The sequence below is a fragment of the Sediminicola luteus genome (genome assembly GCF_002514735.1).
Lineage (GTDB): Bacteria > Bacteroidota > Bacteroidia > Flavobacteriales > Flavobacteriaceae > HQA918.
The window spans coordinates 205,753-232,664 of record NZ_KZ300477.1; the positions used below are offsets into that span (position 1 = coordinate 205,753).

The 26,912-nt window shown below is 43.7% G+C and carries 25 protein-coding genes; 7 read left to right on the top strand and 18 right to left on the bottom strand.

The window, feature by feature from the left end:
- Positions 1-5: 5 nt before the first annotated feature.
- On the bottom strand, positions 6-791 hold the full coding sequence (locus tag B7P33_RS05415; protein WP_097441242.1) for a DUF3108 domain-containing protein: 786 nt from the start codon (positions 789-791) through the stop codon (positions 6-8).
- Between the two features lie 344 nt (positions 792-1,135).
- On the bottom strand, positions 1,136-2,278 hold the full coding sequence (gene hppD / locus B7P33_RS05420; RefSeq protein WP_097440951.1) for a 4-hydroxyphenylpyruvate dioxygenase: 1,143 nt from the start codon (positions 2,276-2,278) through the stop codon (positions 1,136-1,138).
- A gap of 199 nt (positions 2,279-2,477) precedes the next feature.
- Between hppD and B7P33_RS05425 the strand changes: the two genes are divergently transcribed.
- Positions 2,478-2,903: a hypothetical protein gene (locus tag B7P33_RS05425; protein WP_097440952.1), complete on the top strand. Its 426-nt coding sequence runs from the start codon at positions 2,478-2,480 to the stop codon at positions 2,901-2,903.
- A gap of 135 nt (positions 2,904-3,038) precedes the next feature.
- Here the strand turns inward: B7P33_RS05425 and B7P33_RS05430 are convergent, their stop codons facing one another.
- On the bottom strand, positions 3,039-5,294 hold the full coding sequence (locus B7P33_RS05430; protein WP_097440953.1) for a patatin-like phospholipase family protein: 2,256 nt from the start codon (positions 5,292-5,294) through the stop codon (positions 3,039-3,041).
- A 3-nt stretch (positions 5,295-5,297) separates the two neighbouring features.
- On the bottom strand, positions 5,298-7,088 hold the full coding sequence (uvrC, locus tag B7P33_RS05435) for an excinuclease ABC subunit UvrC (RefSeq protein WP_097440954.1): 1,791 nt from the start codon (positions 7,086-7,088) through the stop codon (positions 5,298-5,300).
- A 460-nt stretch (positions 7,089-7,548) separates the two neighbouring features.
- Between uvrC and B7P33_RS05440 the strand changes: the two genes are divergently transcribed.
- On the top strand, positions 7,549-8,106 hold the full coding sequence (locus tag B7P33_RS05440) for a 5-formyltetrahydrofolate cyclo-ligase (protein WP_097440955.1): 558 nt from the start codon (positions 7,549-7,551) through the stop codon (positions 8,104-8,106).
- Here B7P33_RS05440 and B7P33_RS05445 read toward each other — a convergent pair.
- The 7 genes from B7P33_RS05445 to B7P33_RS05475 all read right to left on the bottom strand — a co-directional run bounded on the left by B7P33_RS05445 (position 8,078) and on the right by B7P33_RS05475 (position 14,727).
- Positions 8,078-8,731 (bottom strand): lipoprotein signal peptidase, encoded by a 654-nt coding sequence (locus tag B7P33_RS05445; RefSeq protein WP_097440956.1) that lies wholly within the window; start codon positions 8,729-8,731, stop codon positions 8,078-8,080. The genes B7P33_RS05440 and B7P33_RS05445 overlap by 29 nt on opposite strands.
- 68 nt (positions 8,732-8,799) lie before the next feature.
- Positions 8,800-9,357: a hypothetical protein gene (locus tag B7P33_RS05450; RefSeq protein WP_097440957.1), complete on the bottom strand. Its 558-nt coding sequence runs from the start codon at positions 9,355-9,357 to the stop codon at positions 8,800-8,802.
- Positions 9,358-9,442: 85 nt separating this feature from the next.
- The gene (locus tag B7P33_RS05455; RefSeq protein WP_097440958.1) at positions 9,443-9,826 is read right to left on the bottom strand and encodes a TraR/DksA family transcriptional regulator; all 384 of its coding nucleotides are present in this window, start codon (positions 9,824-9,826) and stop codon (positions 9,443-9,445) included.
- Positions 9,827-9,830: 4 nt separating this feature from the next.
- Positions 9,831-13,250, bottom strand: coding sequence for an isoleucine--tRNA ligase (ileS, locus tag B7P33_RS05460; protein ID WP_097440959.1), 3,420 nt, complete (start codon positions 13,248-13,250; stop codon positions 9,831-9,833).
- Positions 13,251-13,588: 338 nt separating this feature from the next.
- On the bottom strand, positions 13,589-13,987 hold the full coding sequence (locus tag B7P33_RS05465) for an SMI1/KNR4 family protein (protein ID WP_097440960.1): 399 nt from the start codon (positions 13,985-13,987) through the stop codon (positions 13,589-13,591).
- A gap of 129 nt (positions 13,988-14,116) precedes the next feature.
- Entirely contained in the window at positions 14,117-14,419 is a 303-nt protein-coding gene (locus B7P33_RS05470; RefSeq protein ID WP_097440961.1) for a type II toxin-antitoxin system RelE/ParE family toxin, read from the bottom strand.
- Complete coding sequence (locus tag B7P33_RS05475; protein ID WP_097440962.1) at positions 14,416-14,727, bottom strand: hypothetical protein; 312 nt, start codon at positions 14,725-14,727, stop codon at positions 14,416-14,418. The genes B7P33_RS05470 and B7P33_RS05475 overlap by 4 nt, the downstream gene beginning before the upstream one ends.
- Before the next feature lie 362 nt (positions 14,728-15,089).
- On the opposite strand from B7P33_RS05475, the gene B7P33_RS05480 reads away from it, so the two are divergent.
- Positions 15,090-16,484 (top strand): DUF4932 domain-containing protein, encoded by a 1,395-nt coding sequence (locus tag B7P33_RS05480; protein ID WP_172435862.1) that lies wholly within the window; start codon positions 15,090-15,092, stop codon positions 16,482-16,484.
- 13 nt (positions 16,485-16,497) lie between these two features.
- Here B7P33_RS05480 and B7P33_RS05485 read toward each other — a convergent pair whose 3' ends face one another.
- The 4 genes from B7P33_RS05485 to B7P33_RS05500 all read right to left on the bottom strand — a co-directional run bounded on the left by B7P33_RS05485 (position 16,498) and on the right by B7P33_RS05500 (position 22,383).
- Positions 16,498-18,924, bottom strand: coding sequence for a TonB-dependent receptor (locus tag B7P33_RS05485; RefSeq protein WP_097440964.1), 2,427 nt, complete (start codon positions 18,922-18,924; stop codon positions 16,498-16,500).
- A complete protein-coding gene (gene recO / locus B7P33_RS05490) occupies positions 18,902-19,630 on the bottom strand; it encodes a DNA repair protein RecO (protein ID WP_097440965.1) in 729 nt (242 codons plus the stop codon). Before recO ends, B7P33_RS05485 begins: the two co-directional genes overlap by 23 nt.
- 146 nt (positions 19,631-19,776) lie before the next feature.
- On the bottom strand, positions 19,777-21,120 hold the full coding sequence (gene gdhA, locus B7P33_RS05495; RefSeq protein WP_097441243.1) for an NADP-specific glutamate dehydrogenase: 1,344 nt from the start codon (positions 21,118-21,120) through the stop codon (positions 19,777-19,779).
- Positions 21,121-21,222: 102 nt separating this feature from the next.
- Positions 21,223-22,383, bottom strand: coding sequence for a cystathionine gamma-synthase (locus tag B7P33_RS05500; protein ID WP_097440966.1), 1,161 nt, complete (start codon positions 22,381-22,383; stop codon positions 21,223-21,225).
- A gap of 107 nt (positions 22,384-22,490) precedes the next feature.
- Here B7P33_RS05500 and B7P33_RS05505 point away from each other — a divergent pair, with 107 nt between their 5' ends.
- From B7P33_RS05505 to B7P33_RS05520, 4 genes are all read left to right on the top strand, one after another.
- A complete protein-coding gene (locus tag B7P33_RS05505; RefSeq protein WP_097440967.1) occupies positions 22,491-23,249 on the top strand; it encodes a DUF3298 and DUF4163 domain-containing protein in 759 nt (252 codons plus the stop codon).
- A gap of 10 nt (positions 23,250-23,259) precedes the next feature.
- Positions 23,260-23,613 carry an arsenate reductase family protein gene (locus tag B7P33_RS05510; RefSeq protein WP_097440968.1) on the top strand — a complete coding sequence of 118 codons (354 nt, stop codon included), beginning with the start codon at positions 23,260-23,262 and terminating at the stop codon, positions 23,611-23,613.
- Between the two features lie 17 nt (positions 23,614-23,630).
- Positions 23,631-24,521 carry a DMT family transporter gene (locus tag B7P33_RS05515; protein ID WP_097440969.1) on the top strand — a complete coding sequence of 297 codons (891 nt, stop codon included), beginning with the start codon at positions 23,631-23,633 and terminating at the stop codon, positions 24,519-24,521.
- 132 nt (positions 24,522-24,653) lie between these two features.
- Positions 24,654-25,688: an acetoacetate decarboxylase family protein gene (locus tag B7P33_RS05520; protein ID WP_097440970.1), complete on the top strand. Its 1,035-nt coding sequence runs from the start codon at positions 24,654-24,656 to the stop codon at positions 25,686-25,688.
- Positions 25,689-25,728: 40 nt separating this feature from the next.
- Here the strand turns inward: B7P33_RS05520 and B7P33_RS05525 are convergent, their stop codons facing one another.
- From B7P33_RS05525 to B7P33_RS05535, 3 genes are all read right to left on the bottom strand, one after another.
- Complete coding sequence (locus tag B7P33_RS05525; RefSeq protein ID WP_097440971.1) at positions 25,729-26,208, bottom strand: acyl-CoA thioesterase; 480 nt, start codon at positions 26,206-26,208, stop codon at positions 25,729-25,731.
- A 78-nt stretch (positions 26,209-26,286) separates the two neighbouring features.
- Positions 26,287-26,568, bottom strand: a complete 282-nt coding sequence (locus B7P33_RS05530) for a type II toxin-antitoxin system RelE/ParE family toxin (RefSeq protein WP_097440972.1) — start codon at positions 26,566-26,568, stop codon at positions 26,287-26,289.
- Positions 26,558-26,797 (bottom strand): hypothetical protein, encoded by a 240-nt coding sequence (locus B7P33_RS05535; protein ID WP_097440973.1) that lies wholly within the window; start codon positions 26,795-26,797, stop codon positions 26,558-26,560. Before B7P33_RS05535 ends, B7P33_RS05530 begins: the two co-directional genes overlap by 11 nt.
- Positions 26,798-26,912: the final 115 nt, after the last annotated feature.

Genomic DNA, 26,912 nt, shown 5'->3' on the forward strand with positions numbered 1-26,912 from the left:
TGGGGTTAATCCATTATGATTTTAAACTGGTTCCGCAGGGCGTTATAGCCATCGAGATCGGCTTTGATGGAGCCTACGGCCAAATCGGCCTTGATCCGCAACGGAATTTTGTTCAAATCATTGGAAACCCACAGGGTAAGACTCTCTTTTTCCTTGAAAACCCGTCCCGATTGCACCAACGGCCTAAACTTTAAACACTCTACTTTGCCAAATTTAGTGCGGAGTACTTCGGTACCCAAATATTTTAATTGAAACTTAAAGATGCCATCGTCGTCGAAGAGGATGTCGAGGTCTATTTTCTCACCGATCACCAAATCTTCGGCCCTAAAGTTATTGCGTAGGTAATAAAATGCAGAGACTAGATCCTGAACCTCGCGATGGATGTCGAAATCCATCTTTTTTTGATGTTTTTTATCGTTGAGTTCGGCAGATTCGGCCTCATAATCGAAGTTGATCTCTACATCCTTGGTATACCCCCCTTCATTGATCTTACGCACAAAACGGTAGGGTTTATAATCCTTGCGATCGAAATACGACTCGTACCGATCATCTACCTTAAAGAAAATAGAGGCGAAGCCGGTGGTCTTGCCATGCCCGGCCACATGATAGACCGGTACCCCGTCCAAGGTATCGTTGGTTACCTGAAGCGTGGCATAACTGGCGTTCAAAAAACCGTAATGTATCCTAAACTTCAACCACTCGCCCGCCTTAAAGGCTTTTGGTGGTTTTTGAGCCGTTACCATAACACACCACAACAGCAGTGGCCATCCCTTTTTCAATAGCTTGATCATCACTATAAAATTAGTAAAACCGATAGTATCTCGGTAGGTTTTACAATTATTTAAACAAGTTTTGTTCCAAACTATTGTAGGGCCTATAAACAAAGCCCATAACAGCTGAGACCTAACCCCATAAAAAAAGCCCGGCGAGCGCCGAGCTTTTTCTAAATAACCAACCAAACTTTAAAATTATGAAAAACCATTTTTTAAAGTTGTAAGATAACCAGTCTTACGGCTACAAAAGTACGATAGGTTATTACCCTAATCCTAGGCTTTAAGAAATTTTAACTTGGGTGTTAACACTAATTTATCTGAAACGGGCCAATTTTAAATAAACGTTAAGAATCGGCATTGAATTATAGGGTTCCCCTATTGGCTTGCTCCCGTTCAATAGACTCAAACAAGGCTTTAAAATTGCCTTTACCAAAAGATTTAGCGCCTTTACGCTGAATGATCTCTATGAACATGGTAGGCCTGTCGAGAATAGGCTTGGTAAATATCTGAAGCAAATAGCCTTCTTCGTCCCGATCGATCAAGATCCCCAAGTCGCGAAGGGGTGCCAGATCTTCATCGATTTCCCCTACCCGGTCCAATACATCTTCGTAATAGGTTGCAGGTACGGTCAAAAACTCGACCCCCCTATCGCGAAGTGCGGTAACGGTTTCAATGATATTATCGGTAGCCACGGCGATATGTTGTACCCCGGCCCCATTATAAAATTGAATATACTCTTCGATCTGCGATTTCTTCCTGCCTTCGGCCGGTTCGTTAATGGGGAATTTGATGCGTCCGTTACCATTACTCATCACCTTACTCATCAAAGCCGTGTATTCGGTGGAAATATCTTTGTCATCAAAGGAAATAAGCTGGGCAAAGCCCATAACGTTCCGGTAGAAATCGCACCATTTGTTCATCTCGTTCCAACCTACGTTACCCACCATATGGTCTATATAACGCAATCCGGTATCCGGTGCTTTATAATGGGGGTTCCAAGGCATATAACCCGGCATAAAGACCCCGTTATAAGCACTTCTTTCTACAAAAACATGTACGGTTTCGCCATAGGTATGAATACCCGAAAGCACCACCTTTCCGTTTTCATCTTCTTGGGTCTCGGGGGCCATAAAGGGTTCGGCCCCACGTTGGGTGGTCTCCTTAAAACTTTTGGCGGCATCGTCTACCCAAAGGGCAATGGTCTTTACCCCGTCGCCATGGTCGTTAATATGTTTGTTGATCTCGCCCCCAGCTCCCAAAGGGGATGTAAGCACCAAACGTATCTTATCTTGTTGCACTACATAAGACACCGTGTCTTTACTGCCGGTCTCCAATCCTTTATAGGCCAAAGGTTGAAAACCCCAAGCGGACATATAATAATAAGCGGCCTGCTTGGCATTACCCACATAGAGTTCTACGTGGTCGGTACCCAACAAAGGCAAAAAGTCTTGGGCTTCCGGATTTTCTATAGGTAGATTAAGTGATGTGGAATCGGTATTTGACATGATATTATTTTTAATGTGATACGAATTATTCTATCGGAGGTTGAAGCAGTACGCAGTTGCTTTACATAACCCCCGGGTAGTTTCCAAAGACAGGAAACTTCTTACCACATAGCCCTCACATGGGCCGAAATATCAGTTCTACGTACTTCCATAGTACAAAAATAACCATAAAATTTGGGTAGCCTTTATTCCATGTGGTTTGGCATTTGAAAGCAACGTTTTAAAAACAGAAACATCTAATGAAAAACAAATTATGAAACTAAAAGTTCTAATTAGTCTCTTAGTTATAGTTCCTTCCTGTAAAAACGATGACGACAACCTTCAGACTAAAATTAATGGTCAATATGTTGGAATTTTTGAACGAGATGGAAATAAATCTAATGTTACGTTGACCTTTAACAACGGGAATTGGATTGGAGAAAGTGAAACTGTAAAATTTCCCGCTTTATGCAATGGCACGTTTACAAACTCAGGAAATGTTATCAACTTTGAGAATGCTTGTATATGGACAGCTGAATTTGATTGGACCCTAATTTTAGGTGGCGAATGGCATTATAATTTACATGGAAATTCGTTGATAATAACAAAGACAAATGGAGATAAATACAACTTGACAAAACAATAAAAAGAACTACAGCAACAGTTCCTCTGAGTACCGTGAATCGACTACCCTTCGACAAGTTAAAGGAGCTTGAATACATTCAGAATTGCTATCGGATGTAACCCCGAATATTAGCATACTAAGGTTAACCGAAACCCTTTAAAACCAGTAACCGATACTAAAAAACACCTGACTGTCTTTGGTTTCAGGCGATGTGGTATAAAAAACCTGGATCGGTCCAATTATAGATTCAAAGCCATAGCCCAAGCCATAACCCGAATACTCAGGAAAACTGAACCATTCCCCACTTTTAAACATATCGTCTCCCACATTGGCTATATTTCCCACTAAAAGGGCGTGGTGTTTTGGGGCAAATTCAAAATCGAGGCGGCCATTAGCGCCGATATAACTATTACCAGTGAGGCTTAAAAAATCGTAACCATAAAAGGGCAGCATATTATTGATAAAATCGTTGCCATACCCCCCTAACAAAAAATCGAAAGCACTAAACTCCCCGCCTCCCAAACGTAGCCCCGTACCGGTAGAAAGGTTCATATATAAATTGCCAGCCAGCGGAAAAGCAGCCCCAAAAACCCCTTGGGCAATGGAATGACTCTCAAAATTATCCCGGTAATCGGAAGAGAACAAATAGGCATGGAAATCGCCATGGAAATAAAACCCTTGGGTCGGAAAATAGCGATCATCGTAGGTATCGAGGGTTACGGACCCAAAAGCACTGAAATACTGGCTGTTCTCAAACACAGCTTTTTCGTCTTCACCATCGGTATTACCGTTTTCTATCTCAGACCGTAAGGTATTGGAGCTGTATTTTAAATACTTATGCTCGGCCCCCAAACGCAAGGCAAACTCTTCTTTCAAAGCGGTTTGGAAATAGAATTGGTTTGTCCAATCCTCGGCATCTATAGAGATGGTCCTGATATTGGGATTATCGCTGGTCTCTGCCACCTTGGCCAATACGTTATAATCTATATCCGACCTAAAACTGGTGTATTTCGATTTAAAGCCGTAGCTCCAATACGAACCCTTATCTACATAATAATCTAGGTTAAACCGAATATTATCGCCCAAGATAAAATCGAAGGAAAACACATCATCGGCAAAAAAGAGGTTGTTTTTGGTCAGGTTTATCAAACCTGCGGTTTTGTAAAGATCGTCGTAGTGTACCCCAACCTTTAAAAAGAATTTGGTGGGTTCCTCTACAAACTTAAGACGCATTACCTCATAATCGCCTTCGCTTTTAATGTAATGCTTTACCGACTTGAATTTTCCGGTTGCGGTTAATAGGTTCAGCCCTTCATGTAATTTGCCGAACGATATGGTATCGCCCAGTTTAAAGCGAAGCTTTCCCTTTACATAACCCCTAGAGTAATTCTCATTGCCCTCCAACTCCAAAAAGTCGATTCGAAGACTATCTTTATTATGCACCCCTCTTGGCGGCAATACCGGGTTACCTTGGGCTTGGGCCAAGGCTTGAAGGGCGGGTATTTGTTTTTGTCCGCCTTCATCTCCCCGAAGTATGATCTCGGCCCCTTTGGCGAAATCGACCACGGTATAATCATCGATTTCCGGTTTTATATAAATGTCGGTTTGCTGCGACTTCAGTTTCATGTCTTCAACCGTGCGAAAATTGTTGATCTGCAACAAAATTTCAGGTGCAGACCCCAAATCTTCGCGGGTCGATAGTCCGTGTTGTACATCTACCCCAATGATCACATCGGCCCCTTTGGCCCGTATCTCATCTATGGGGTAGTTATTGATTACCCCACCATCGATCAACAATCGGCCATCGATCTCTATAGGTTCGAAAAGTGAGGGAAAGGTACCACTAGCTAAAATAGCTTCGGGTAAATAGCCTTTATCAACCACCAGGCCCTCACCGGTTTCCACATCGGTTACGATACACAAAAAAGGAATGGGAAGCGCGTTAAAATCGTCTACATCTTTCACATGGTACAACAGCCGCGCCAAAAGGTTGTATATGTTTTGTCCGCCCGAAATACCTTGTGGAAAAGACACTTTAAACCCATCGAAAGGCAAGGTTAGGGCATAGCGTTCGGTATCTTCTTTTTCGTAAAAGGTCTTTACGCCCCTGGGCACTTCATCTTGGATCAGTTTCTCAAAATCGATACTTCTAAAAATAGAATCGAGTTCGGCCGCTTTATAACCCGAAGCATATAAGGCCCCTACAATGGCCCCCATACTGGTACCGCCGATATAGTCTATTTGAACCCCACTTTCTTCAATAATCTTTAGCGCTCCGATATGGGCCAAACCCTTGGCTCCGCCACCACTTAAGACCAAGCCTACCTTAGGCCTTTCAGTAACTTGCTCCTGTGCCGCGACCGGAAGGGTCAATACACACAAAACCAGCAAAAATAGGGTCTGTTTTCCCATAACTTATTCATGAAGGGCTTTGTGTAACAGTGCCGCTTTATGGGCCCCGATACAAGCCGCCAATTCTTCTTTAGTGGCTTCTTTTATGCGTTTTACCGACTTAAACTTTCGCAGCAATTGGTTTACCGTTTTCGGCCCCACCCCTTCTATCTTTTCCAAGCTGGATCCCAAGGCCGACTTACTTCGCTTATTCCTATGGAAGGTAATACCGAACCTGTGGGCTTCGTTCCGTAACTGCTGAATGGTTTTCAAGGTCTCGGAACGCTTATCCAAATATAAGGGAACCGAATCACCCGGAAAATAGATTTCCTCCAAACGTTTGGCAATTCCGATAATAGCGATCTTGCCCCGTAACCCCAAAAGATCCAAACTTTTAACGGCAGAAGACAATTGCCCCTTGCCCCCGTCGATTACAATAAGCTGTGGCAAAGGTTCCCCTTCTTGCATTAATCTTCTATAGCGTCTATGAACTACCTCTTCCATAGATGCGAAATCATCGGGACCTTCAACGGTCTTGATATTAAAATGTCGGTATTCGGCCTTTTTGGGTTTGCCATCTTTAAAAACCACACAGGCAGCCACCGGATGCGTACCTTGTATATTGGAGTTATCGAAACATTCAATATGCCGGGGCTGTTGCGACAACCGCAGGTCGCTTTTCATTTGATCCATAAGACGGGTAGTATGCCTTTCGGGATCGGTGATTTTCATTTGTTTGAATTTATCGAGCCTAAAAAAAGAGGCATTCCGCTGCGAGAGCTCCAATATTTTTTTCTTGTCGCCCAATTTGGGTACGGTTACCTTGATACCGGCTGGCAAAACGAGGGCAAATGGCACATACACTTCTTTACAATGCGACGCGAACCGCTGGCGAATTTCTATTACGGCCATTTGTAGGAGCTCGGCATCCGACTCGTCCAGTTTCTTTTTAATCTCCATGGTATGCGACCGAATAATGGCCCCATGCGACAATTGCAGAAAATTAATATAGGCATGGGTACTATCGCTTAGGATACTAAAAACGTCTACATTGTCTATTTTCGGATTTACGATCGTAGATCGTGCCTGATAATTTTCAAGGGTATCGATTTTCTCCTTCATGGCTTGGGCCTCCTCGAACTGTAAAGCGGCCGCCAACTCCATCATCTGCTCCTTAAAACCCCCTAAGGCTTTTTTAAAGTCACCTTTAATTATTTGCCGGATCGCCTCAACCTGTTTTCTATATGACTCCTCGGTCTGCAGGCCTTCACAAGGGCCTTTACAATTCTTAATATGGTATTCTAGGCATACCTTATACTTACCTTCGTTCACTTTATCATACGACAGATCATAATTACAGGTTCGCATGGGATATAGGCCATTGATAAGCTCTAATAGGGTCCTTACGGTTTTTACATTGGTATAAGGCCCAAAATATTCCGAGCCATCCTTGATCAATCTTCGAGTCGAAAACACCCTGGGAAACCTTTCCTTTTTAATACAGATCCAAGGGTACGACTTATCGTCTTTTAGCAGCACATTATACCGTGGCTGGTATTTTTTGATCAGGTTGTTTTCCAGTAAAAGCGCATCGGATTCGGTGGGCACTACAATATGTTTGATGCTCTGTATTTTTTTTACCAACACCCGGGTCTTGCCACTATCGTGGGTTTTGGTAAAATAGGAAGCCACCCTCTTTTTTAGGTTTTTGGCCTTACCCACATACAATATCTTTCCATCGGCATCATAATATTGATACACCCCCGGATTTTGGGGCAAACTACCTACCTGTACTTGTAATGGAGTATCCGTCATGTTTACGCTTGGCTAAACCTTGAAGTTAAATTACTACCTTTTACCAAAACTAACATAGGGTAGCCCTATTCGGAAATCATAAAGTTTTCAGAAATATCACAAAAAAAGAAGTTATCAACATCCGACCACTTGTGTTTTTGCGTAAATAAATTTGTAAGTTGTAGCCAACCACAATAAAGACAAGGGTTTAGAGGTTTAAATGTTAAGCTAACGTAAACAAAAACGAAGCTATTCCTTAAGTTTTTCACAAAAAAGTGGTATTTCATCGATAAAAGGCTACCGTTTACAGGATATACTAAATAATTTTACTTACATTTAACCCAATAAGGTTAGACACCAATGGATAAATATATAATCGTTTTAGGAACCTATATTATCTTGATGCTTTTCTTCAGGATATACTTCTCTATGGTAGCCAAAGACTGATTCGCCCACTTCGGATCGAGCAGGAATTTGTACTATGGATAAAAATGAACTTCGCAAGCACTATACCGCCTTGCGCTCTGCCTTAGGTCCTACCCAAATAGATAGTTTAAGTATCGCCATAAGCAATCGCTTATTGCAACTTCCGTTATGGCAAGGCTCGTATTATCATATTTTCCTTCCCATCCCTTCTAAAAACGAAATAGATACCTCCCACATTCTTACTATTTTGTTCGGTAAGGACAAAAACGTTGTCATACCCAAAGTCGTTGGTAATACTTTAGAGAATTACCTATTAACCGACCAAACCAAGCTAAAAACAAGTAGCTGGGGCGTACCGGAACCCATGGATGGCCTAAGCGTACCGGAAAAGCTGATCGATGTAGTCTTTATTCCTTTATTGGCCTATGACGAACAAGGCAATCGGGTGGGATATGGGAAAGGATTCTATGACGGACTTTTAGCGAAATGCAAACCAGACACCTTAAAAGTCGGACTCTCGCTTTTTGGTCCGGAGAAAAAAATAGGGGATGTTCGTAAGGAAGATATACCTCTAGATTACTGCGTTACTCCTGAACAGGTGTATCGGTTTTAAACTCGGTCTTTTCAGCTTTAGGCTTCAACCAAATAAAATCGATTATTAAAAAGACCACACCAACGCTAATGGCAGAATCGGCAATATTGAATACAGGGTCGAAAAAACTAAAATGTTGCCCGCCCCAAAACGGCACCCACTCCGGTAAAATGGTATCTACCAACGGAAAATACAACATATCTACTACCTTGCCATGAAACAAGCTGCCATAGGGTTCTTCGGCAAACCAAGTGGCTAATTGCCCACGGCTACCATCAAAAATAGTCCCATAAAATACAGAGTCGATTATATTACCCAAGGCACCTGCAAAAATAAGGCTAACAGCTATAGATAACACCTTTGAGGCACCAGAGCGTACGGTATCCCATAACCAATACCCAATTCCCACTATAGCGAACAACCTAAAAATAGTAAGGAACAATTTGCCATTCTTGTCAGAAACCGGGAAAATATCGCTCAATTTGGTACCCCAGGCCGCGCCTTCGTTTTCTACAAAGTAAATCTGAAACCAAGAAAACACCTCGATGGATTCGCCCAATTGAAAATGGGTCTTTACGTAAATTTTAGAGACTTGGTCAATCAATAAAATACCAAGTATAAGCCATACGGACTTTTTAATATCCATCTTGTCGTATTAGAGTCACAAAAATAATGATATTATTGAATTAGCCTTCGCTAATGGTCCATAGGAATTCAGAAGTCCTGTAAAACGATATTACCACTAACGGAACGTAGCTCCAAACCTTGTTCCAAAAGTTTCACCGGTCCTTCAATGGTCTCGCCGTATTTCGTTTCAACGGCCGAAAGGGGTTGCGGACCTACCAGCTCTATATGCCCTGTTACCGTTTGGATCTTTCCGGTTGTCACCTGCCCTTCCAAACTACAATTCCCATCGGCCAATCTAACAAACAACCCTTCGAAGGCACCTGAAATCTGTGTCTGGGTATCTTTTCCTTTAATTTTTACCGATTTATGTTCGGGCAATAGTACGCTTAATACGATAGAAACCACCTTATGCGCACTTAGTTTGTCATTAGGGTGCCTAAAGAAAGGATCGAAACGGGTAGCCAAGTGCAATACGTTTCCATCACGCTTCATTGTTAGCTCCAAATCGTTTTGGTATTCGCCCTCCATTTGCGCCGTCAGCACCAATTCATCCCCTTTGTGGGTAACCACCTCCAACCGAAAACACTGTTCGGCATCAATTTGGATTTCGGAGATTTCGGCATCTAAAATAGATTTTCGAACCACTTTTTGTCCATAGCCAATCGTTGCCCAAATTAAAAGGCAAAACAGCGCACTCTTGCGAACAAAAAAGGCTGCCGAAGCAGCCCGATTATTTTTGCATGTTCTTGGCCTCAATGCTCAAGGTGGCATGCGGAACCAACTTTAAACGCTCTTTATTGATCAGCTTACCGGTCACCCTACAGATACCGTAGGTCTTGTTCTCGATACGCAACAAAGCGTTTTTAAGATCCCTAATAAATTTCTCTTGGCGGATCGCCAACTGGGTATTGGCTTCCTTACTCATGGTTTCCGATCCTTCTTCAAATGCTTTAAAAGTAGGCGAGGTATCGTCGGTACCATTGTTTCCATCGTTCATATAGGCGCTTTTGAGCAACTCTAGGTGCTTTTGGGCCTTTTCCATCTTCTCATCAATGATGCCTCTGAATTCCTCCAAATCCTCGTCGGAATAACGAACTTTAATATCCTTTTCCATAGTCTTAATGTTTTTGGATAAACAATCTGGTATTTATATCATCAAAAGCAATGGCTGTGCCATTCTCCATATTTTCTTCAAAATGTAAATCGGCGGTTAGGGTTTCGTTTTTAATATAGTCCAAATTACTGTTTACAGCCTCTTCTACCAAGCCATCTTTCAAAATTCGGATATCGATACGATCGGTAACCTCCAAACCTGAATCTTTTCTTAGGTTTTGAATGCGGTTCACCAATTCCCTAGCTATACCTTCTTTACGTAAATCATCACTTACCGCAATATCGAGAGCAACGGTGAGGCCTCCTGAACTGGCCACTTGCCATCCTTCGATATCCTGGGAAGAGATTTCTACCTCCTCCAACAATAACGCGATGGATTTGTCTTGGAAGGTAATACTTATTTCCCCGTTTTTCTCAATTTTTTGGATATCATCTTGATTTAACCCGGCCACCTGCTGGGCAATCAACTTCATATCCTTACCATATTTAGGGCCCAACACCTTAAAATTAGGCTTGATACGCTTTACCAAAATACCGGAAGCATCGTCCAACAATTGGATTTCCTTTACGTTTACCTCCGACTTGATCAAATCAGAAACCGCTTCGATATCGTTCTTTTCGGTCTGATCCAAAATAGGGATCATAATACGCTGTAAGGGCTGGCGTACCTTTAATTTCTCCTTCTGACGGATAGACAACACCAAAGAAGAAACCGCTTGTGCCTTTTGCATCTTTCGTTCAAGGTCGGTATTTACCATACCGGCATCGTACTCCGGGAATTGGACCAAATGCACACTTTCTTCAGCATTTTTAACCGTACCAACTGTTAGGTCTTTATACAACCTATCCATATAAAAAGGCGCTATGGGCGCCGAAAGTCGGGCCACGGTCTCTAAGCAAGTATACAAAGTTTGGTAGGCCGAAATTTTATCGGTACCATAATCACCTTTCCAGAAACGTCTTCTACACAAACGTACATACCAGTTGCTCAAATTCTCTTGAACATAGTGCGATATGGCCCTGGCGGCACGGGTAGGTTCGTAATCGGCAAAGGCCGCATCTACTTCTTTGATCAAAGTATTCAGTTCGGACAAGATCCACTGATCGATCTCAGGTCTTTCGGCCAAGGTCACATCGGCTTCCTTATAATCGAAGCCATCGATATTGGCATACAAGCCGAAAAAGGAATAGGTATTATAAAGGGTTCCGAAGAACTTACGCTTTACCTCTACGATACCATCGATATCGAATTTTAGGTTGTCCCAAGGGTTGGCATTCGAGATCATATACCAACGGGTGGCATCAGGGCCATGGGCATCCATGGTCTCGAACGGATCTACCGCATTGCCCAAACGCTTCGACATTTTTTTGCCGTCCTTATCCAACACCAATCCGTTAGAAACCACGTTTTTGTAGGCCACGGTATCGAACACCATGGTCGCAATGGCATGTAGGGTATAGAACCAGCCTCGGGTTTGATCTACCCCTTCGGCAATAAAATCGGCCGGAAAGGTTGCTCCGCCATCAATCTTTTCTTTATTCTCGAACGGGTAATGCCATTGGGCATAGGGCATAGAGCCACTATCGAACCATACATCGATCAGGTCGCTTTCGCGTCTCATAGGTTGGCCCGAATCGGAAACCAATACGATCTGATCCACATAATTTTTGTGCAAATCGATCTTTTCGTAATTGGCATCGCTCATATTCCCCACTTCAAAATCAGGGAAAATATCGGCTTTTAAATGACCGGCGGTCACCGATTTGGCCATTTCTTCCTTTAATTCGGCCACCGACCCGATAATCTTGGCCTCGGTACCATCTTCGGTACGCCAGATCGGTAACGGAATACCCCAATAACGCGATCGCGACAGGTTCCAATCGTTAGCATTGGCCAACCAGTTACCGAAACGCCCATCGCCAGTGGCTTTAGGTTTCCAGTTAATGGTCTGGTTGAGTTCGAACATACGGTCTTTGATCTCGGTCACTTTAATGAACCAAGAATCCAACGGATAATACAGTATGGGTTTATCGGTACGCCAACAGTTAGGGTAACTGTGCACGTATTTTTCGACCTTAAAGGCCTTGTTTTCTATTTTGAGCTTGATGGCGATCTCTACATCTACCGACTTATCGGGTGCGGTACCATCGTCATAATATTCATTCTTGACATACTTTCCGGCCAATTCACCCATTTCGGGCCTGAATTTACCTTGCAGATCTACCAAAGGCACGGGATTGCCATGCGCATCGAGCACCAACATGGGCGGTACTTCGGGCTGGGCCTGTTTGGCCACCAAGGCATCGTCTGCCCCAAAAGTGGGTGCGGTATGTACGATACCGGTACCATCTTCGGTAGTTACGAAATCGCCCGCGATAACACGGAATGCATTTTCAGGGTTTTGGTACGGCAGGGCATAATCGAGCAATTGCTCGTAACGGATATCTACCAAATCGGCCCCTTTGGCCTCACCTACGATCTGATACGGTATTTTCTTGGCCCCACTTTCGTAACTGGCCAGATCATCGTCAGATTCGGCAAGTATGTATTTACCGGCAAACTGTTTCCCCACCAAACCTTTGGCCAACACCACATACATGGGTTCAAAGGTGTATTGGTTAAAGGTCTTTACCAGTACGTAATCTATTTTCGGTCCCACGGTAAGTGCCGTGTTCGAGGGCAGGGTCCAAGGGGTGGTCGTCCAAGCCAAGAAATAGGCCTCCTCGGTACCCACCTCCAGCTTAAAAGCCTCCCATACCGACTTGCCCCCTTCGGGCGCCAGCGCCTTAAATTGGGCCACAACCGTGGTATCGGTCACATCTTGGTAGGTGCCCGGTTGGTTCAGCTCGTGCGAACTTAATCCGGTACCTGCTTTGGGCGAATAGGGCTGTATGGTATACCCTTTATAGATCAGATCTTTATCGTAGATCTGTTTTAGCAACCACCAAACCGTTTCCATGTATTTGGCTTCGTAGGTAATATAAGGGTCGTCCATATCTACCCAATAACCTACACGTTCGGTCATGCGGTTCCACACGTCGGTATAGCGCATTACCGCCTTTTTACAGGCCGCATTGTATTCCTCCACCGAAATTTTGGTGCCGATATCTTCTTTGGTAATCCCCAATTCTTTTTCTACCCCAAGTTCAATGGGCAGTCCGTGGGTATCCCATCCGGCCTTTCGCTTTACCTGAAAGCCCTTCATGGTCTTATAGCGCGGAAAAATATCTTTGATGGTACGGGCCATTACGTGGTGTATACCCGGCATACCGTTGGCAGAAGGCGGACCTTCGTAAAACACATAGCTTTCCTTCCCCGCTCTGCTAGAAATACTCTTTTCGAAGATGCCCTCGTTTTTCCAGAACTCCAAAACATCCTCGGCCACTCGGGGCAGATCCAATCCTTTATGTGCTGCGAACTTCATATACTACCGCTTTCCAAGCTTCGATTAAAGTTTGCGAATTTAATCATTTTTCCTTTAAAAACCGCTGAGAAACAGAGGCAATAAAAGCCGTTATGGTTTTGTATTTGGGCGTTCCCCCGGCCTAGGGCACGGGGTCGGGTGCTACGCGCTACACGGTAGCCAGCTGCGCCCCCTAACGCGGTAGGTAACCCCTACATGTTACCGAGATAATTGTTTTATAAAACCATGTGGGTAAAAAAAAAACAATTCCCGGAAACGGCCCAGAAATTTCGGGGTTGCGTCAGCAAAGGACTAAGCCCACACGATGTAATCGTGCGGGAGCGGGGGAAGCTTTAAAATCAAGTATTTTCTTCTGGTCTTCTTTTCAGACCATCAATAAATTCTTCAAAGCTTTCTGCTATAACTAAGAACTGGTCTTTTTCTTCATGGTCAGTCCAACGGTTGACAATCACTTTACCATAAGTATCTTCATCAAAACTCAAACAGTAGTGCCAACCTCCCGGATCGTTTGCAAATGGGACTTTCACTCCCCATCCTTTTTCTCTAAATTCTTTTGTGAGATTGTGCATAGAGGTAAAATCAGTAAAAGCAGCAAGCTTCCAAGTAGTTCCTTTATTATCATTAAACCAGTCTTCTTCAATGCTCAACCCAGCATACTTTTTAAGAATCTCTTTAAACGCATTAGAAAAAGTATCTTCTATAGTAGACTCGATTAGCTTGAAGCTTCGTTCTCCCATACGTGCACGCAATGTAAATTCTTTGATAAAACCACTTTAATATCCTGAACCATAATATGCTCTCCCCCCGCTGACGCGAGGCTCGCGTCTCGTGCCGAAACAAACCCAGCAAGTAAAGAAAAGACCTATTTACGACTTAAAAAAGCTTTCCATTTTGGCCGGATCATCAAAATTGCCCCAGAATAACTCTATTTCGATTATATCTTCCAGAACCCTGTAGAACATAGTAGTATGTTTGGTAATAAAGGCGGCTCTACTGACCCTATCATAGTCCGAAATCTTAAACATTTCCGGGTTTTTACGAATCGAGGCAATGGTTTGGTCTACGTTATCCACAAAACGTACGGCAATATTAACATCCCACATAACCTCTAGATATTCAACAATACCAACAAACGAACTTTCCGCCTTTTGGGTCCAAACGACCTTCATTTGTTCAATTTCTTACGTACGTTGGCCATTACCTCCGCATGTGTTTTGAGCCTACCATTCCGGCTGTCTTCCCTACTTTCAAGTAAAGCCTGCTTGATTTCAAAAGCCCGGGCCTCCTCCGGGAAGAGTATTTTGATCAGGGTAACCATCTCGGCAACGGTAAAGCTTTTGTTTTTGGCCTTGTTATAAAACGTAGCCCTAGAAACCTGCAGTTTTTCTATCAGGTATTCTTTTTTGAATTTACTTTCATCGATATAACTATCTATATTATGAAGTAGATTTTGATATCCCAACACAATGTCTAACATTACTTTTATTTTTGTCTCAAAATACTAGACTAATCTAATTCTTTTTTTAGTCAAAAACAAGTAGTTTTCCCTGGATCAAGGCACGGGGTCGGGTGCTGCGCCCCCTAACGCGGTTGGCAAACACTAAAGGATACTTAGGGTTGTGTCTTTATCCATTGCTGAACAAAAAATGAAATACATAATCCCATATTTCACCTCAACTTCTTAACTCAAACTATAAGTATAGCGCAAATAGTATAGACCAAAAACCTTGCAACAATCAATAACAAAAACCGTCTTTTTTATGTATACCGATGGCAAACCCGAAAACCGAATACCAAAACCATCCTTTTTGGATCCAAAAAGACCAAAAACCAATAAAAATGAAAAAATCTGTCCTACTGCTAACTCTATGCCAACTTTTCAGTTGGTACACCGATGCACAAAGCTTGCAAGCGCCAAAAGTCGACCATAGGGTAGAATTATTAAGTATCGTTTTCCGCCTTGCCGAACTACGTGAATACAACGCTGAGGAATTCAGTCTGTACACCCAAAAGATCAAAACACATTTCGAACCCCATAAAGGGCATAGACTTATAACTTTCGCCAAAGAACTTCGCAAGACTAACCATATAGGGTTCGATGCCGTAATGTCCATGGCGGTCCAATTGGACAAAAACCTAGATCCTAGGATTGAATTTTCAGAAAAACTGCCCGATGAACGTTGGGATAAAGAAAACGCCAACACCTTCGTAAGCTTATTAAAAGCCTTTTATATTGATGCGGACTGCGAGACCTTTTTCAATGAAAACAAAGCATTGTATACAGCGATAGAGGCTCGGTTTTCTGCCCTATATGATCAAATCGACTTAAACTGGTACAAAGCTTTTTATGGCTCAGATTCAAAGGAAAAATTCATTATAGTCCCAGGTTTAGGCAATGGGAGGCAAAACTACGGACCGGCTGTTCAGGAACCCAACAAGCAGCGAGAGGTTTATGCCATTGTCGGATCTTGGAAAACAGACGATTCAGGTATAGTGATCTTTCCCAAGGAAATCTATTTACATACCCTTATCCACGAATTTTGTCATTCGTTCGTCAATCACTTGATCGATAAAAACAAAAAGGCCCTGCAAGAAAGCGGGGAAAAACTCTTTCAACCTGTTAAAGAAATCATGCGGCAGCAAAACTACGGGCATTGGACCACCTTATTGTACGAGTCTATGGTAAGGGCATCGGTCATTAAATATATGAAGGACCACCACTATTCCGAAGAAGTGGTACAAAAAGAAATAAACGAGCAATTGAGTTTGGGCTATTTATGGATCGAAGATCTTCTATTGGACTTTGAAGCATACGACCTGCAAAGATCAACATACCCCACATTAGAGGAATATATGCCACGATTGATAGAGGCCTTTCAAACCTACACCCAAAAAATCGGGGCGTACACGAAAAAGATAGATGCCCAACGACCGAAAATCCTATCTATAAGCGAATTTGCCAATTATGACCAAAATGTGCCTTCCCAACTAAAAAAAGTGACCATTAATTTTAACAAACCGGTAAGAAAAGGAGTCTCCATAAACAAAGGAAAGCCCAATGAGGCCTTCCCAAACTTTAAGGACCATGCGCTTTCCGCGGACAAAAAGTCATTAACCTTAACTTGGTCCTTGGAGCCCAACAAGGCCTATGGTTTTATTTTAACCGGAATCGCCATCAAGTCGGAAGAAGGATTTCCCATTAAAGATTATCCGATTAGTTTCCATACCGAATAAATTCACTGATCCATTAAAAAACATAGTCCACACCCAAGATCAGGTTGGCGCCAGGGGCCACGATTCCTGAGGAATAGGTTCGGTAACGTTCGTTGGTAATATTTTCTAGGGTAGCACTCACTTTAAGATGGTTAGCGAACAACCACTGTGACCGTAGGTTTAGGGTGGTCCAAGAAGGTGAGTAGGGGTTGCCATTGGCATCTTGGGCATAGATATACGCCTTACTGCGCTCCGAAGGCGCCAGATCATCAAAGGGTATCTCGCCATTATAATTCACGAATAAATCGGCCTTGACCCTTTGGTTACGCCAAATCACATGAAAATCACCAAAGGTTGGGGCCACATGTCGCCCCGGAACATGGGTGCCATCTTTATCCTTTTCCTCTCCTTCGGTCAAGGTAAGATTGCCTTTTAAAGTGAGGTTTTCGTTCAGGTAGGCATCTAAACCGAATTCAAAACCATATACAAAGGCATTGGCCGCATTCTGTATGGCCTGTACCTGGGACAGTTCGCCATCGTACCAAATTTCGTCTTCGCCATTAAAGGTATAATCGCGTCGTACCAAGGCATCTACCAAATAGGTGTAATAGGCCGCCCCACGCAGGGTCAACACATCGCCAAAATTTTTACGTACCCCAAATTCTACATTGTAGGCATATTCCGGTTTCAGTGCTGGGTTGGGCACCACAACGGCACCGGGTTCCGAATCGAACACCTTGCCCATATCATCTATATTGGGTGCCCTAAATCCGGTTGATCCGTTGAGGGTAAACTGCAAATCTGCCTTGGGAAACCAACTCAAGCCCAAACTACCGGTAAGTGCCCCGGTAGACAGTTTCTCTTCGGTAAACGGAAATGGATAGTAGGTGGTATCGAAACGGGTATTGATCCAAACATGGCTATAACGCACCCCACCTAACAGACTTAGGTTGGGCTGTGCCTTATACTCCGAATTAAAATACAGGGCCGACGATTCCCAACGTGATCCATCCGGGTAACGGGAGGCAATGCCTTGGGCAGCGCCGGTTTCTATATTTTCGGCATAACCATTTGAGCTGATCTTATTATACAAAAACTCCCCACCATAATACCAGCGGAAATTCTTCATCCGTTTGTTCTCAAAATCGAGATTGATGGACAAAGCATCTACATTTTCAAAGTTGTTATGCCGTTCATCATTACCGAACCTGCGACTATGCCTACTTTCTTGAAAATTCTGGTAGGCCGCCGTTAGCTTAAAAGCATCGTAAAAGCGCCCCCTGGCCTTGTTATAAGCCTGTAGGTTTCCCATAAACCATTGCTGCGGACCATAATACCATTCGGCATTACGTAGCCCATCGCCTGTGGTATTGGGTCGGATCAAGCGATCGTAACGCGCATAGTCGGAAGTTTCGGAATAATAGGCCCCAAGATCAAATTGCCAACGGTTAGAAGGGTGGAAAGCGATTTTTTGCATCAGGTTCAATTGGTCGTAACCCGTAGGCAGCTGTTTTTCGGGCGTATCATTCACCAGCAAAACATCTTCCCCATTCACCCTTGCGGCATATTGTTCACGTAAATAGGAATCCGGCCCCCTGGTGCCCATGGTCAAATCGTCGAAATCGGAAAAACTGACACTGCTAAAAGCCCCCCATTTTCCTTTGGACAAGCTAATCTCGCCATGGCCGGTATGTTCCATATTGGCCGAAGCAAAACGATAGCCCGCGGCACCTTTTACCTTCAAACTATCCAGGCTGGAAACTTCCGGTCCTTTGGTATAGAAATTCATGACCCCGCCTATGGCATCACTACCATAGATAACCGAACCCGGCCCAAAGACCACTTCGGTATTTTTAATACTAAAGGGGTCTATGGAGATAACGTTCTGTAGGTTACCTCCCCTAAAAATGGCATTGTTCATACGTACCCCATCAACGGCTATCAATAACCGATTGGTGGCAAAACCCCGAATCATGGGACTGCCTCCGCCCAATTGGCTTTTTTGTACAAAAACCTGTCCGGTAGATTGCAACAGATCGGCCGAGGTCTGGGGGTTGGTAAAGGAAACCGCAGCCGCACTGACCGTCGTAATTTTTTGGGGCACATCCTTTTTTTGCTGTTCCCAGCGCGATACCGACATCACCACCTCTTCCAATTGTTGGGCATTGGGAGCCAATAGGGCCTTACTCCCAATTTTACGCAAATGGTTCTTGGTGACTTTATAGGTGATATAACCCAAATGTTTAAAGGTGATGCGTTCTTGCCTTTCAAAGGCCGAAATGTCGCATTTTCCATCAAAGTCAGTAACCGTGGCCTTTGACTTATCGGCATTGAAGACGGCCACATTGAAAATGGGTTGCCCGCTTTCTTGATCCAGCACCTGAATTTCCTGTGCTTGGGTAACTCCCAAAAACAAGGAAAACACCAAAAGGAAAAATTTATATGTAATGTTCAAAGACATCCTGTAACACTTCAAGCGATTTGGGTTTTCTAAAACCGTGCAAATGTAATTCAAAATACAGCAGTAAGCGGCGAAGTAGTTCTTGCCTTTGCTCTTTTCGCAGTTTGACTTGGTGTACTACATCAAAATTCGTGCCCAATAGCGCTTTGAACACCCCTAAAATCTCCCCATCTAACATTGGGTTTAGGCTTGGCTTGGCCACGAAACCACCCGAAAGCAGATCAAAATAATCGAGATGAGCCTCGGAATCATCCGGATAAAAGCCCAGGTACTTGGTCAGCTCCAACAAAAAACCCAGATGAAAATTGGAAATAGAATCATGGGTGTCGAGCCAAAGCAGGACGGTTTCCAAAAAATCGAACATGGCCGAGTCCGCCGTTTCCTCTAACAACGAATTGGCCAGCACCTCGGCTAAAAACAGGGCCATACTGCTCTTTACAAAATCGGTATGCAGACTTTGGTACGGATACAGCACCTTCGCCTCTTTGATACGCTCCAAATTTCCCGAATTGCGATGTACGGCCACCAGCTCTAATTGGGTCAGGGGCTGAAAATGCGCCGCCCGCACTTTTCCTTTCTTAGACGCCAATACCCCTTTAAGCATATAGGATTTAAGTCCGTCGGAAGCCGTATAAGCCCTAACGATCAAACTGGTATCGGAATACTTCAGCGAAGTAAGTACTATGGCTTTGGTAGTGAGTTGCACCGGGTAAAGATAGTGGATCTAAAGCTCTGGAATCGTATACAAAAAAAGCCCGCTGGTTTCCCTACGGACTTTTCGAATTATTCAAGTTGACTCGCTAAACCTACCCCTTGGCAGGTTTTTGCGACTAATAGCCTAATCTAAAGCGGTTAGATAACCCCTTGGGCCAACATGGCATCGGCCACTTTTACGAAGCCAGCGATATTGGCACCACGAACATAGTTACAGAAACCATCTTCTTCCTTACCGTATTCCAAGCAAGAATCGTGTATATCGCTCATGATTTGCTTTAAACGCTCGTCTACTTCTTGGCGTGTCCAGCTAATACGCAAAGAGTTTTGGCTCATCTCAAGACCCGAGGTAGCCACACCTCCAGCATTGGACGCCTTACCTGGCGCAAACAAGATCTTGGCATCTTGGAAAGCGTGCATGGCCTCTGGGGTAGAAGGCATATTGGCGCCTTCGGCCACACAGATACAGCCATTGTCCAAAAGCATTTTGGCCTCTTCGCCGTTCAATTCGTTTTGGGTGGCACATGGCAGGGCCACATCGCAGGCTACCGACCAAGGGCGTTCACCGGCATGGAAGGTGGCGTTAGGATATTTGGCTACATATTCAGAAATACGGCCGCGACGGTTATTCTTTAAATCCATCACGAAGGCCAGCTTATCGGCATCGATACCGTCGGCATCGTGTATATAACCACCGGAATCGGACAAGGTAACTACCTTGCCCCCCAACTGGGTCGCTTTTTCTACGGCGAATTGGGCCACATTACCCGAACCAGATACCACCACGGTCTTCCCTTCAAAACTATCGCCTTTGCTTTTCAGCATACTATCGGCAAAATATACGGTACCATAACCGGTCGCTTCTGGACGGATTTTTGATCCACCCCAAGACAAGCCTTTTCCGGTAAGTACCCCGGTAAACTCGTTACGGATCTTTTTGTACATACCGAATAAGAATCCAATCTCACGGGCACCAACACCTATATCCCCAGCAGGCACATCGGTATTAGGGCCAATATGACGGCATAACTCGGCCATAAAAGCGTGGCAGAAACGCATGATTTCGTCATCCGATTTTCCTTTAGGGTCAAAATCGGAACCTCCCTTACCTCCACCCATAGGCAGGGTAGTCAAACTGTTTTTAAACACCTGCTCAAAGGCTAGGAATTTAAGGATACTGGCATTTACGGTAGGGTGAAAACGTAGACCACCTTTATACGGGCCAATAGCCGAGTTCATCTGAACCCTATAGCCACGGTTTACATGGATCTCGCCCTGATCATCTACCCAAGAAACACGGAAAGAGATCAAACGTTCTGGCTCTACCATGCGGAGCAAGATGTTCTTTCCGTTATATATTTCATGTTTGGCAATGTACGGAATTACCGTTTCGGCAACTTCTTGTACGGCTTGAAGAAACTCGGGCTCGTGACCATTACGGGCCTTTACCTCTTCCATAAAAGCGTTGATTTTTGCTTCCATATGCATCTTTTATAAGATAGTGATATTGCTAAATTGAAAATTTAACGCCAAAATTATGGTATTTATATAATCCAAACGCCCTTTTTCTGAAAATTTTACATTCTAAATTGCGCTAAGGGCAGCATCGAGATCGGCTTTGAGGTCTTCTACGTCCTCAATTCCAACACTTAAACGAATCAAAGCATCTACTACACCGCTCTTTTCCCTTTCGGTTTTAGGGATACTGGCATGGGTCATACTCGCAGGGTGTCCGGCCAAACTTTCTACCCCGCCCAAAGACTCGGCCAAAGTGAATAGTTTTAAGTTTTCTACAATGCTAATGGCATCTTCAAAACTGGCCCCTTTAGGCACAAAGGAAATCATACCACCAAACCCATCCATTTGAGCTTTGGCCACGTTATGGTTCGGGTGATCTTCAAATCCGGGCCAATACACGCTTTCGATTTTAGGGTGTGTTTTCAAATAATTGGCGATGCCAGCTCCGTTTTGGCAGTGTCGCTCCATACGCACATGCAAGGTCTTAATACCCCGCAACAACAAAAAGCTATCCATGGGACCGCACACGGCACCTGAGGCATTCTGTATAAAGAGCAATTTATCGGCCAAGGCTTTATCTTTTACCACCAAAGCCCCAGCGACCACATCGCTATGTCCGCCCAAATATTTAGTGGCCGAATGCATTACGATATCGGCCCCCAGATCCAAAGGCCTTTGTAAATAAGGCGTGGCAAAGGTATTGTCTACTGCCAATAGCACCTTATGTTTTTGGGCCACCGCACTCACCGCTTTAATGTCGATAATATTCATCATGGGATTGGTAGGGGTCTCTACCCAAATGAGTTTGGTGTTTTCGTTTACCAGATCGGCAATGGCTTGGGTATCTTGCATGGCGGTAAAGTGAAAGGTAATGCCGAATTTTTCAAATACTTGTTTGAATAAACGATAGCTCCCTCCATATAAATCGTTGGTAGAAATCACTTCATCGCCAGGTTGCAACAACTTCATTACCGCATCCATGGCGGCCAATCCACTGGCGAAACCTAGCCCGTAACTACCATTTTCAATACTGGCCAGGGCACTCTCTAAAGCCGCCCGTGTTGGGTTGCCCGATCGCGAATACTCAAACCCTTGGTGTCCGCCCGGCGTGCTTTGCGCATAGGTAGAGGTTTGGTAGATCGGCGGCATTACGGCCCCGTAGGCCTTATCGGGAGATTGACCACCATGAATGGCCTTACTATTGAATTTCAAATTTTTATCGTCCATATCTTTATAGAATCATACCCAAGTTCGGGCGTATAGTTGCAAACAAAAATACCCTACTCTACCCAAGAAAACAATTAGCCTTATTTTTGGGTGGTAATTCCCAAGTTATGACCTTATCTGTCCGAAACATTTTACCCTGGGTACTCTTGTTGTGCCTTATTGGTTGTAAAGAAGACCCAAGCCTTACGTTCGAGAGTTGGGAACATAATTCAAAAGCCCCGAATGTATCCGTAAAAATCCCCATAGCAAAAGGATTGGAACCTTTGGCCCAAAATATAAATACCGCCCTCAGGGAAACCCTTATCGCTACCTTGGATTTTGAGGAAGAGACCCAAACCGATTCCATTGCCGATGCCATTCTATCATTTCAAAAAGTGTACAATGACTTTAGGGGCGATCATCCCAGCCTGTCGGCCGAATGGGAGGCTGAAATGGAGGCCCAAGTGAATTTTACCAATAAAAACCTAATATCTATTCGACTAGAAACCTATATGTACACCGGAGGCGCCCATGGTCTAGGTACGGTAGAATTTTTGAACTTTGATAAACTTACCGGGGAACCCTTGGAGAATTGGGAGTTTTTTGACGATATGGAAGGCTTTGAACGTTTGGCTGAGAAAAAATTCAGGATACAGGAGCACATTCCGCCCAACGGCAACATTAACACCACGGGTTTTATGTTCGAAGACGACCACTTCCACCTTCCGGAGAATATAGGCCTTACCAAAAAAGGGCTCTTACTTTTATACAACCCCTACGAGATCGCCTCCTATGCCGATGGCAGTATTTCCTTGACCATTCCTTGGGACGAAGTCCAAACCTATCTGATAAGAAAACTGAAAACCAACGACCAAAGCGTCAACTGATTTCCCGATAATGAAGAAAACCTATCACCTTAGTAGTTGCGATACCTGTAAAAGGATTTTAAACTCTTGGCCCCTTTCGGAAGACCACATCCTCCAAGACATAAAAAAAGAACCCTTGACCCCCGATCAACTGGAAGAACTTTTCGAAATGAGTGGCAGCTATAAGGCATTGATCAATGGAAGGGCCCGACTATTCAAGGAAAAAGGACTTACCGCCAAAACCATAGACGAAGACCAGGCCAAAGCCTTGCTGTTGGAACATTATACCTTCTTAAAGCGCCCCGTTACCATTTTGGGAAACCAGCTTTTTATAGGTAATGGCAAAAAAGAAGTGGCTGCCGTGGCCGAAGCCTTGGCCCAATAACCTCAACCGAAACCCCTATGTTGCTTAGCAAACGAACCTTGGCCCTAGGGGCAGCTTTCGGAGCTTCGGTAATCTATGGCATTAACCACACCATTGCCAAAGGGGTAATGCCCGATTATGTAGGTCCGTTCGCTTTTATATTGCTTAGGGTATGTGGGGCGGCTCTACTTTTCTGGCTATTGTTCCCTTTTTCACCAAAGGAAAAGATTGAAAGAAAGGACTGGGGACGTATTTTGATCTGCTCCCTTTTGGGCATGGTGGTAAATATGCTGGCTTTTTTTAAGGGATTACAGCTCTCTACCCCAATCAACAGTTCGGTCTTGGTAACCATAACCCCTATAATCACTTTGGTACTTTCGGCCTTTTTGATCAAGGAAAAAGTGACCTGGATCAAAGCCATCGGTATTTTCTTGGGCTTGATCGGGGCATTGGCCTTAATCCTTTTCGGGGCCGAAATACGCAGCGATGCCCCAAACATTCCGTTGGGGAATAGTCTCTTCGTGTTAAACGCTACGGTGTATGGCACCTATTTGATCTTGGTTAAAAAACTGATGGAAAAATACCACCCCTTTACCGTAATGCGTTGGCTCTTTACCATAGCGGTCATTATTAACCTACCCATCACCTATCCCGAATTTTCGTTAATCCAATGGGCCACTATGCCCACCCATGTCTACTGGGTCATCGCCTATGTGATCATAGGCACCACCTGTTTAACCTATTTGTTCAATGTCTATGCCCTCACCCAGCTTAAAGCCTCTACGGTAAGCGCCTTTATCTATGTACAACCTTTGATCGGCATCCTTTTCGCCCTGTTCTCGGGTAAAGATGCGCTGACCACGGTAAAAATAGTCGCCGCCTGCCTGGTGTTTCTTGGGGTATATCTGAGCAGTAAGCAAATACGATAGGCCAAAACCAATCCCTTCATTCCTAAACAGTAAGCCAATTCTCAAAAATTCCCGTTTATGCCGCTCACCTATAAGGTTTGATTAAACCATTCCTAGACTTTAAAGTCTATACCTCTACAAAAGACTTTAACCATGAACAAATCTATCTTAACCTTCCTACTTATAAGTATTTTTATGACCTCGTGCAGTAATGAAGATACTACCGAAACCCTATCGGTAGTGGCCGATTTTGAAACAGAAATACTTTTAGGTGAGAACCAAGCCATAGTCAGCCTAAAAAATCTATCTCGCAACGCTACCTCCTATTCATGGTCTTTCCCAAATGGCACCTCAGACGGCCTAAACGAAGAGAATCCGACCGCCACTTATATAGAAAACGGAGCCTATACCATTACCCTGGTCGCTTCGAACGGAACACAAACCGATACGAAAACCATAGAAATTACCATAGATAGCATTACGGAAAACAGTTATGTACCCTACCGTTATCTTGAGAACGACGGCATATTTATGTATTATGAGACCGAAAATGAAGCCGTTTACCGAAGTTTGATCCCCGACGCCTTTAACATGCCCAGCCGCATGGTGGTTTTTGCCTTTTTCAACGATTTCTACAAATTGGATTACGGAGCTTCGCCATACAAAGAAAATGCCCTATCGATACTGGTGGAGTACCAAGGGGAAGAATTTTTTCATTGTGTTTATATGCCGGTAACCGACGAACACTCTATGTGGGCGGGTATTCTTGGATTGGGATTGCCTAAAACCATGGGTGAAATTGATTTTTATAGGGAAGATCCAATATATAGAGGAGAAGCTTTGAATCAGTTGGGCGGTACCATGGATATGCGCATAGACACCGAAAATTATGTCATAGATAGTGATGCGAAACAAGCACTGATCGACCTTCAAAAACTAAAATCGTTACAGATTAGAAACGGTAAGATCGTAGTGGTCGGAAATTCGGGCGGAAACGACAACAGCGTTATTCAAACGGCCAAGCAATACCCGAACCGCATGACCTTGACATTTGGCGAAGCCAGCCTAAGAATGAATACCGAAGAAATCGCATTTGACCATCCGTTGGATTTAACCCCTTCGCAAATCATTGGCGGGTTTTACCTAAAGAACACCATTCCTTTTGGTTTAACCGGTAACCCATTTTAAGATCAAAAAAGAGCAGCTAAAAAGAGCGGGCAAACCGAGTTTACCCTTCTAGGTTTTGGGGCTTCTTAAAGTGCTTACGTGTATCGGCCTTGGTCAGTATGCGAAAGTCTTCACTTTTCTCCAAATCCATAAAAGATTTTAACAAAGGTTCTGGTAAGCCTGTAAGTTCACGGGCTTTAAGGTCGATCCAGGCGCCCATCATCTCGCAATGGGCTAGGTTACGCCCTTTGTAATCGTAAAAATTGTGGTGGAATTCAAAGAACATACAGTCTTCACTAAGGCCTTTGACCTCTACGGAGACCCGAATCGGTTTTCCGGGAAAAACTTCCTTAAAATAATAAGTATGCTCGTAAAAGGCAACAGGGCCTATATTGTATTCGGACATTACATTTTGAGAAAAACCCATTTCCAATAGAAAACTTAATCGGGCATGACTCATAAAATTGGTATAGGCCGAATTGGCCAAATGTCTATTGGCATCAAGATCACTCCATCGAACTTCAAACTCCTTTACATACATGATACAGCTATTTTTATTATGCGTGCATAGCAAAAGTAGGGTATTTACTTTTACTCCATAGTAAACAGGCACCAATAATTAAGATAAAGGTCGTCTTTTGGTATGCAGCACAGCATGTATATATACAATCTGACCTTCTACGGTATAATGAACACCATACGGAAAACGTTTGGTAAAAACGATCATAACGTCGCGATATCGCTTTTGGAATAAATAGGGATTATCAGAGATAAAGTTAAAACATGCATCTAGGGCATCCACAAAATCGAGTCCCAAACCAGACAAAGCATTTTCATACCAAGAAATGGCATTTTCAATATCAGCTTGGGCTTCAGGTTTTACTATGACCTTATGTGCCATACTTTTTTAACAAGGTATTTTTAAAAGTATCCCATTCCACGCCAGCCTGTTTGTCTAATTGATGGTTGGCCAATCGTTTGTCCAACAACACCTTCACCTCATCCGTCAATTCAAACTGATGTGTGTCAGAGCCATATTCCTCTGCCAAAGCCTTTACAAGCTTTAGAAAGGCCTCATCTGCATCAACCAAATAATCAATTACACTTTTCCTTAACTCAGAAACTGACATATACCTCAATTAACTTTAGTTAAAGATACAAAAATGGCCTTAGCATTGATTTCTTGCAGAAAATCAAAAAGGTCAAAATTTTCATTCCCCATGTTAGTGTTTTCGTACACCTTTT

Excerpts from the sequence above, each read along its gene's own strand:
- B7P33_RS05415 (WP_097441242.1), bottom strand. The coding sequence starts at position 791 with ATGATCAAGCTATTGAAAAAGGGATGGCCACTGCTGTTGTGGTGTGTT.
- hppD (WP_097440951.1), bottom strand. The coding sequence starts at position 2,278 with ATGTCAAATACCGATTCCACATCACTTAATCTACCTATAGAAAATCCG.
- B7P33_RS05430 (WP_097440953.1), bottom strand. The coding sequence starts at position 5,294 with ATGGGAAAACAGACCCTATTTTTGCTGGTTTTGTGTGTATTGACCCTT.
- uvrC (WP_097440954.1), bottom strand. The coding sequence starts at position 7,088 with ATGACGGATACTCCATTACAAGTACAGGTAGGTAGTTTGCCCCAAAAT.
- B7P33_RS05440 (WP_097440955.1), top strand. The coding sequence starts at position 7,549 with ATGGATAAAAATGAACTTCGCAAGCACTATACCGCCTTGCGCTCTGCC.
- B7P33_RS05445 (WP_097440956.1), bottom strand. The coding sequence starts at position 8,731 with ATGGATATTAAAAAGTCCGTATGGCTTATACTTGGTATTTTATTGATT.
- B7P33_RS05455 (WP_097440958.1), bottom strand. The coding sequence starts at position 9,826 with ATGGAAAAGGATATTAAAGTTCGTTATTCCGACGAGGATTTGGAGGAA.
- ileS (WP_097440959.1), bottom strand. The coding sequence starts at position 13,250 with ATGAAGTTCGCAGCACATAAAGGATTGGATCTGCCCCGAGTGGCCGAG.
- B7P33_RS05465 (WP_097440960.1), bottom strand. The coding sequence starts at position 13,987 with ATGGGAGAACGAAGCTTCAAGCTAATCGAGTCTACTATAGAAGATACT.
- B7P33_RS05470 (WP_097440961.1), bottom strand. The coding sequence starts at position 14,419 with ATGAAGGTCGTTTGGACCCAAAAGGCGGAAAGTTCGTTTGTTGGTATT.
- B7P33_RS05475 (WP_097440962.1), bottom strand. The coding sequence starts at position 14,727 with ATGTTAGACATTGTGTTGGGATATCAAAATCTACTTCATAATATAGAT.
- B7P33_RS05480 (WP_172435862.1), top strand. The coding sequence starts at position 15,090 with ATGAAAAAATCTGTCCTACTGCTAACTCTATGCCAACTTTTCAGTTGG.
- B7P33_RS05485 (WP_097440964.1), bottom strand. The coding sequence starts at position 18,924 with ATGTCTTTGAACATTACATATAAATTTTTCCTTTTGGTGTTTTCCTTG.
- gdhA (WP_097441243.1), bottom strand. The coding sequence starts at position 21,120 with ATGGAAGCAAAAATCAACGCTTTTATGGAAGAGGTAAAGGCCCGTAAT.
- B7P33_RS05500 (WP_097440966.1), bottom strand. The coding sequence starts at position 22,383 with ATGGACGATAAAAATTTGAAATTCAATAGTAAGGCCATTCATGGTGGT.
- B7P33_RS05505 (WP_097440967.1), top strand. The coding sequence starts at position 22,491 with ATGACCTTATCTGTCCGAAACATTTTACCCTGGGTACTCTTGTTGTGC.
- B7P33_RS05510 (WP_097440968.1), top strand. The coding sequence starts at position 23,260 with ATGAAGAAAACCTATCACCTTAGTAGTTGCGATACCTGTAAAAGGATT.
- B7P33_RS05515 (WP_097440969.1), top strand. The coding sequence starts at position 23,631 with ATGTTGCTTAGCAAACGAACCTTGGCCCTAGGGGCAGCTTTCGGAGCT.
- B7P33_RS05520 (WP_097440970.1), top strand. The coding sequence starts at position 24,654 with ATGAACAAATCTATCTTAACCTTCCTACTTATAAGTATTTTTATGACC.
- B7P33_RS05525 (WP_097440971.1), bottom strand. The coding sequence starts at position 26,208 with ATGTATGTAAAGGAGTTTGAAGTTCGATGGAGTGATCTTGATGCCAAT.
- B7P33_RS05530 (WP_097440972.1), bottom strand. The coding sequence starts at position 26,568 with ATGGCACATAAGGTCATAGTAAAACCTGAAGCCCAAGCTGATATTGAA.
- B7P33_RS05535 (WP_097440973.1), bottom strand. The coding sequence starts at position 26,797 with ATGTCAGTTTCTGAGTTAAGGAAAAGTGTAATTGATTATTTGGTTGAT.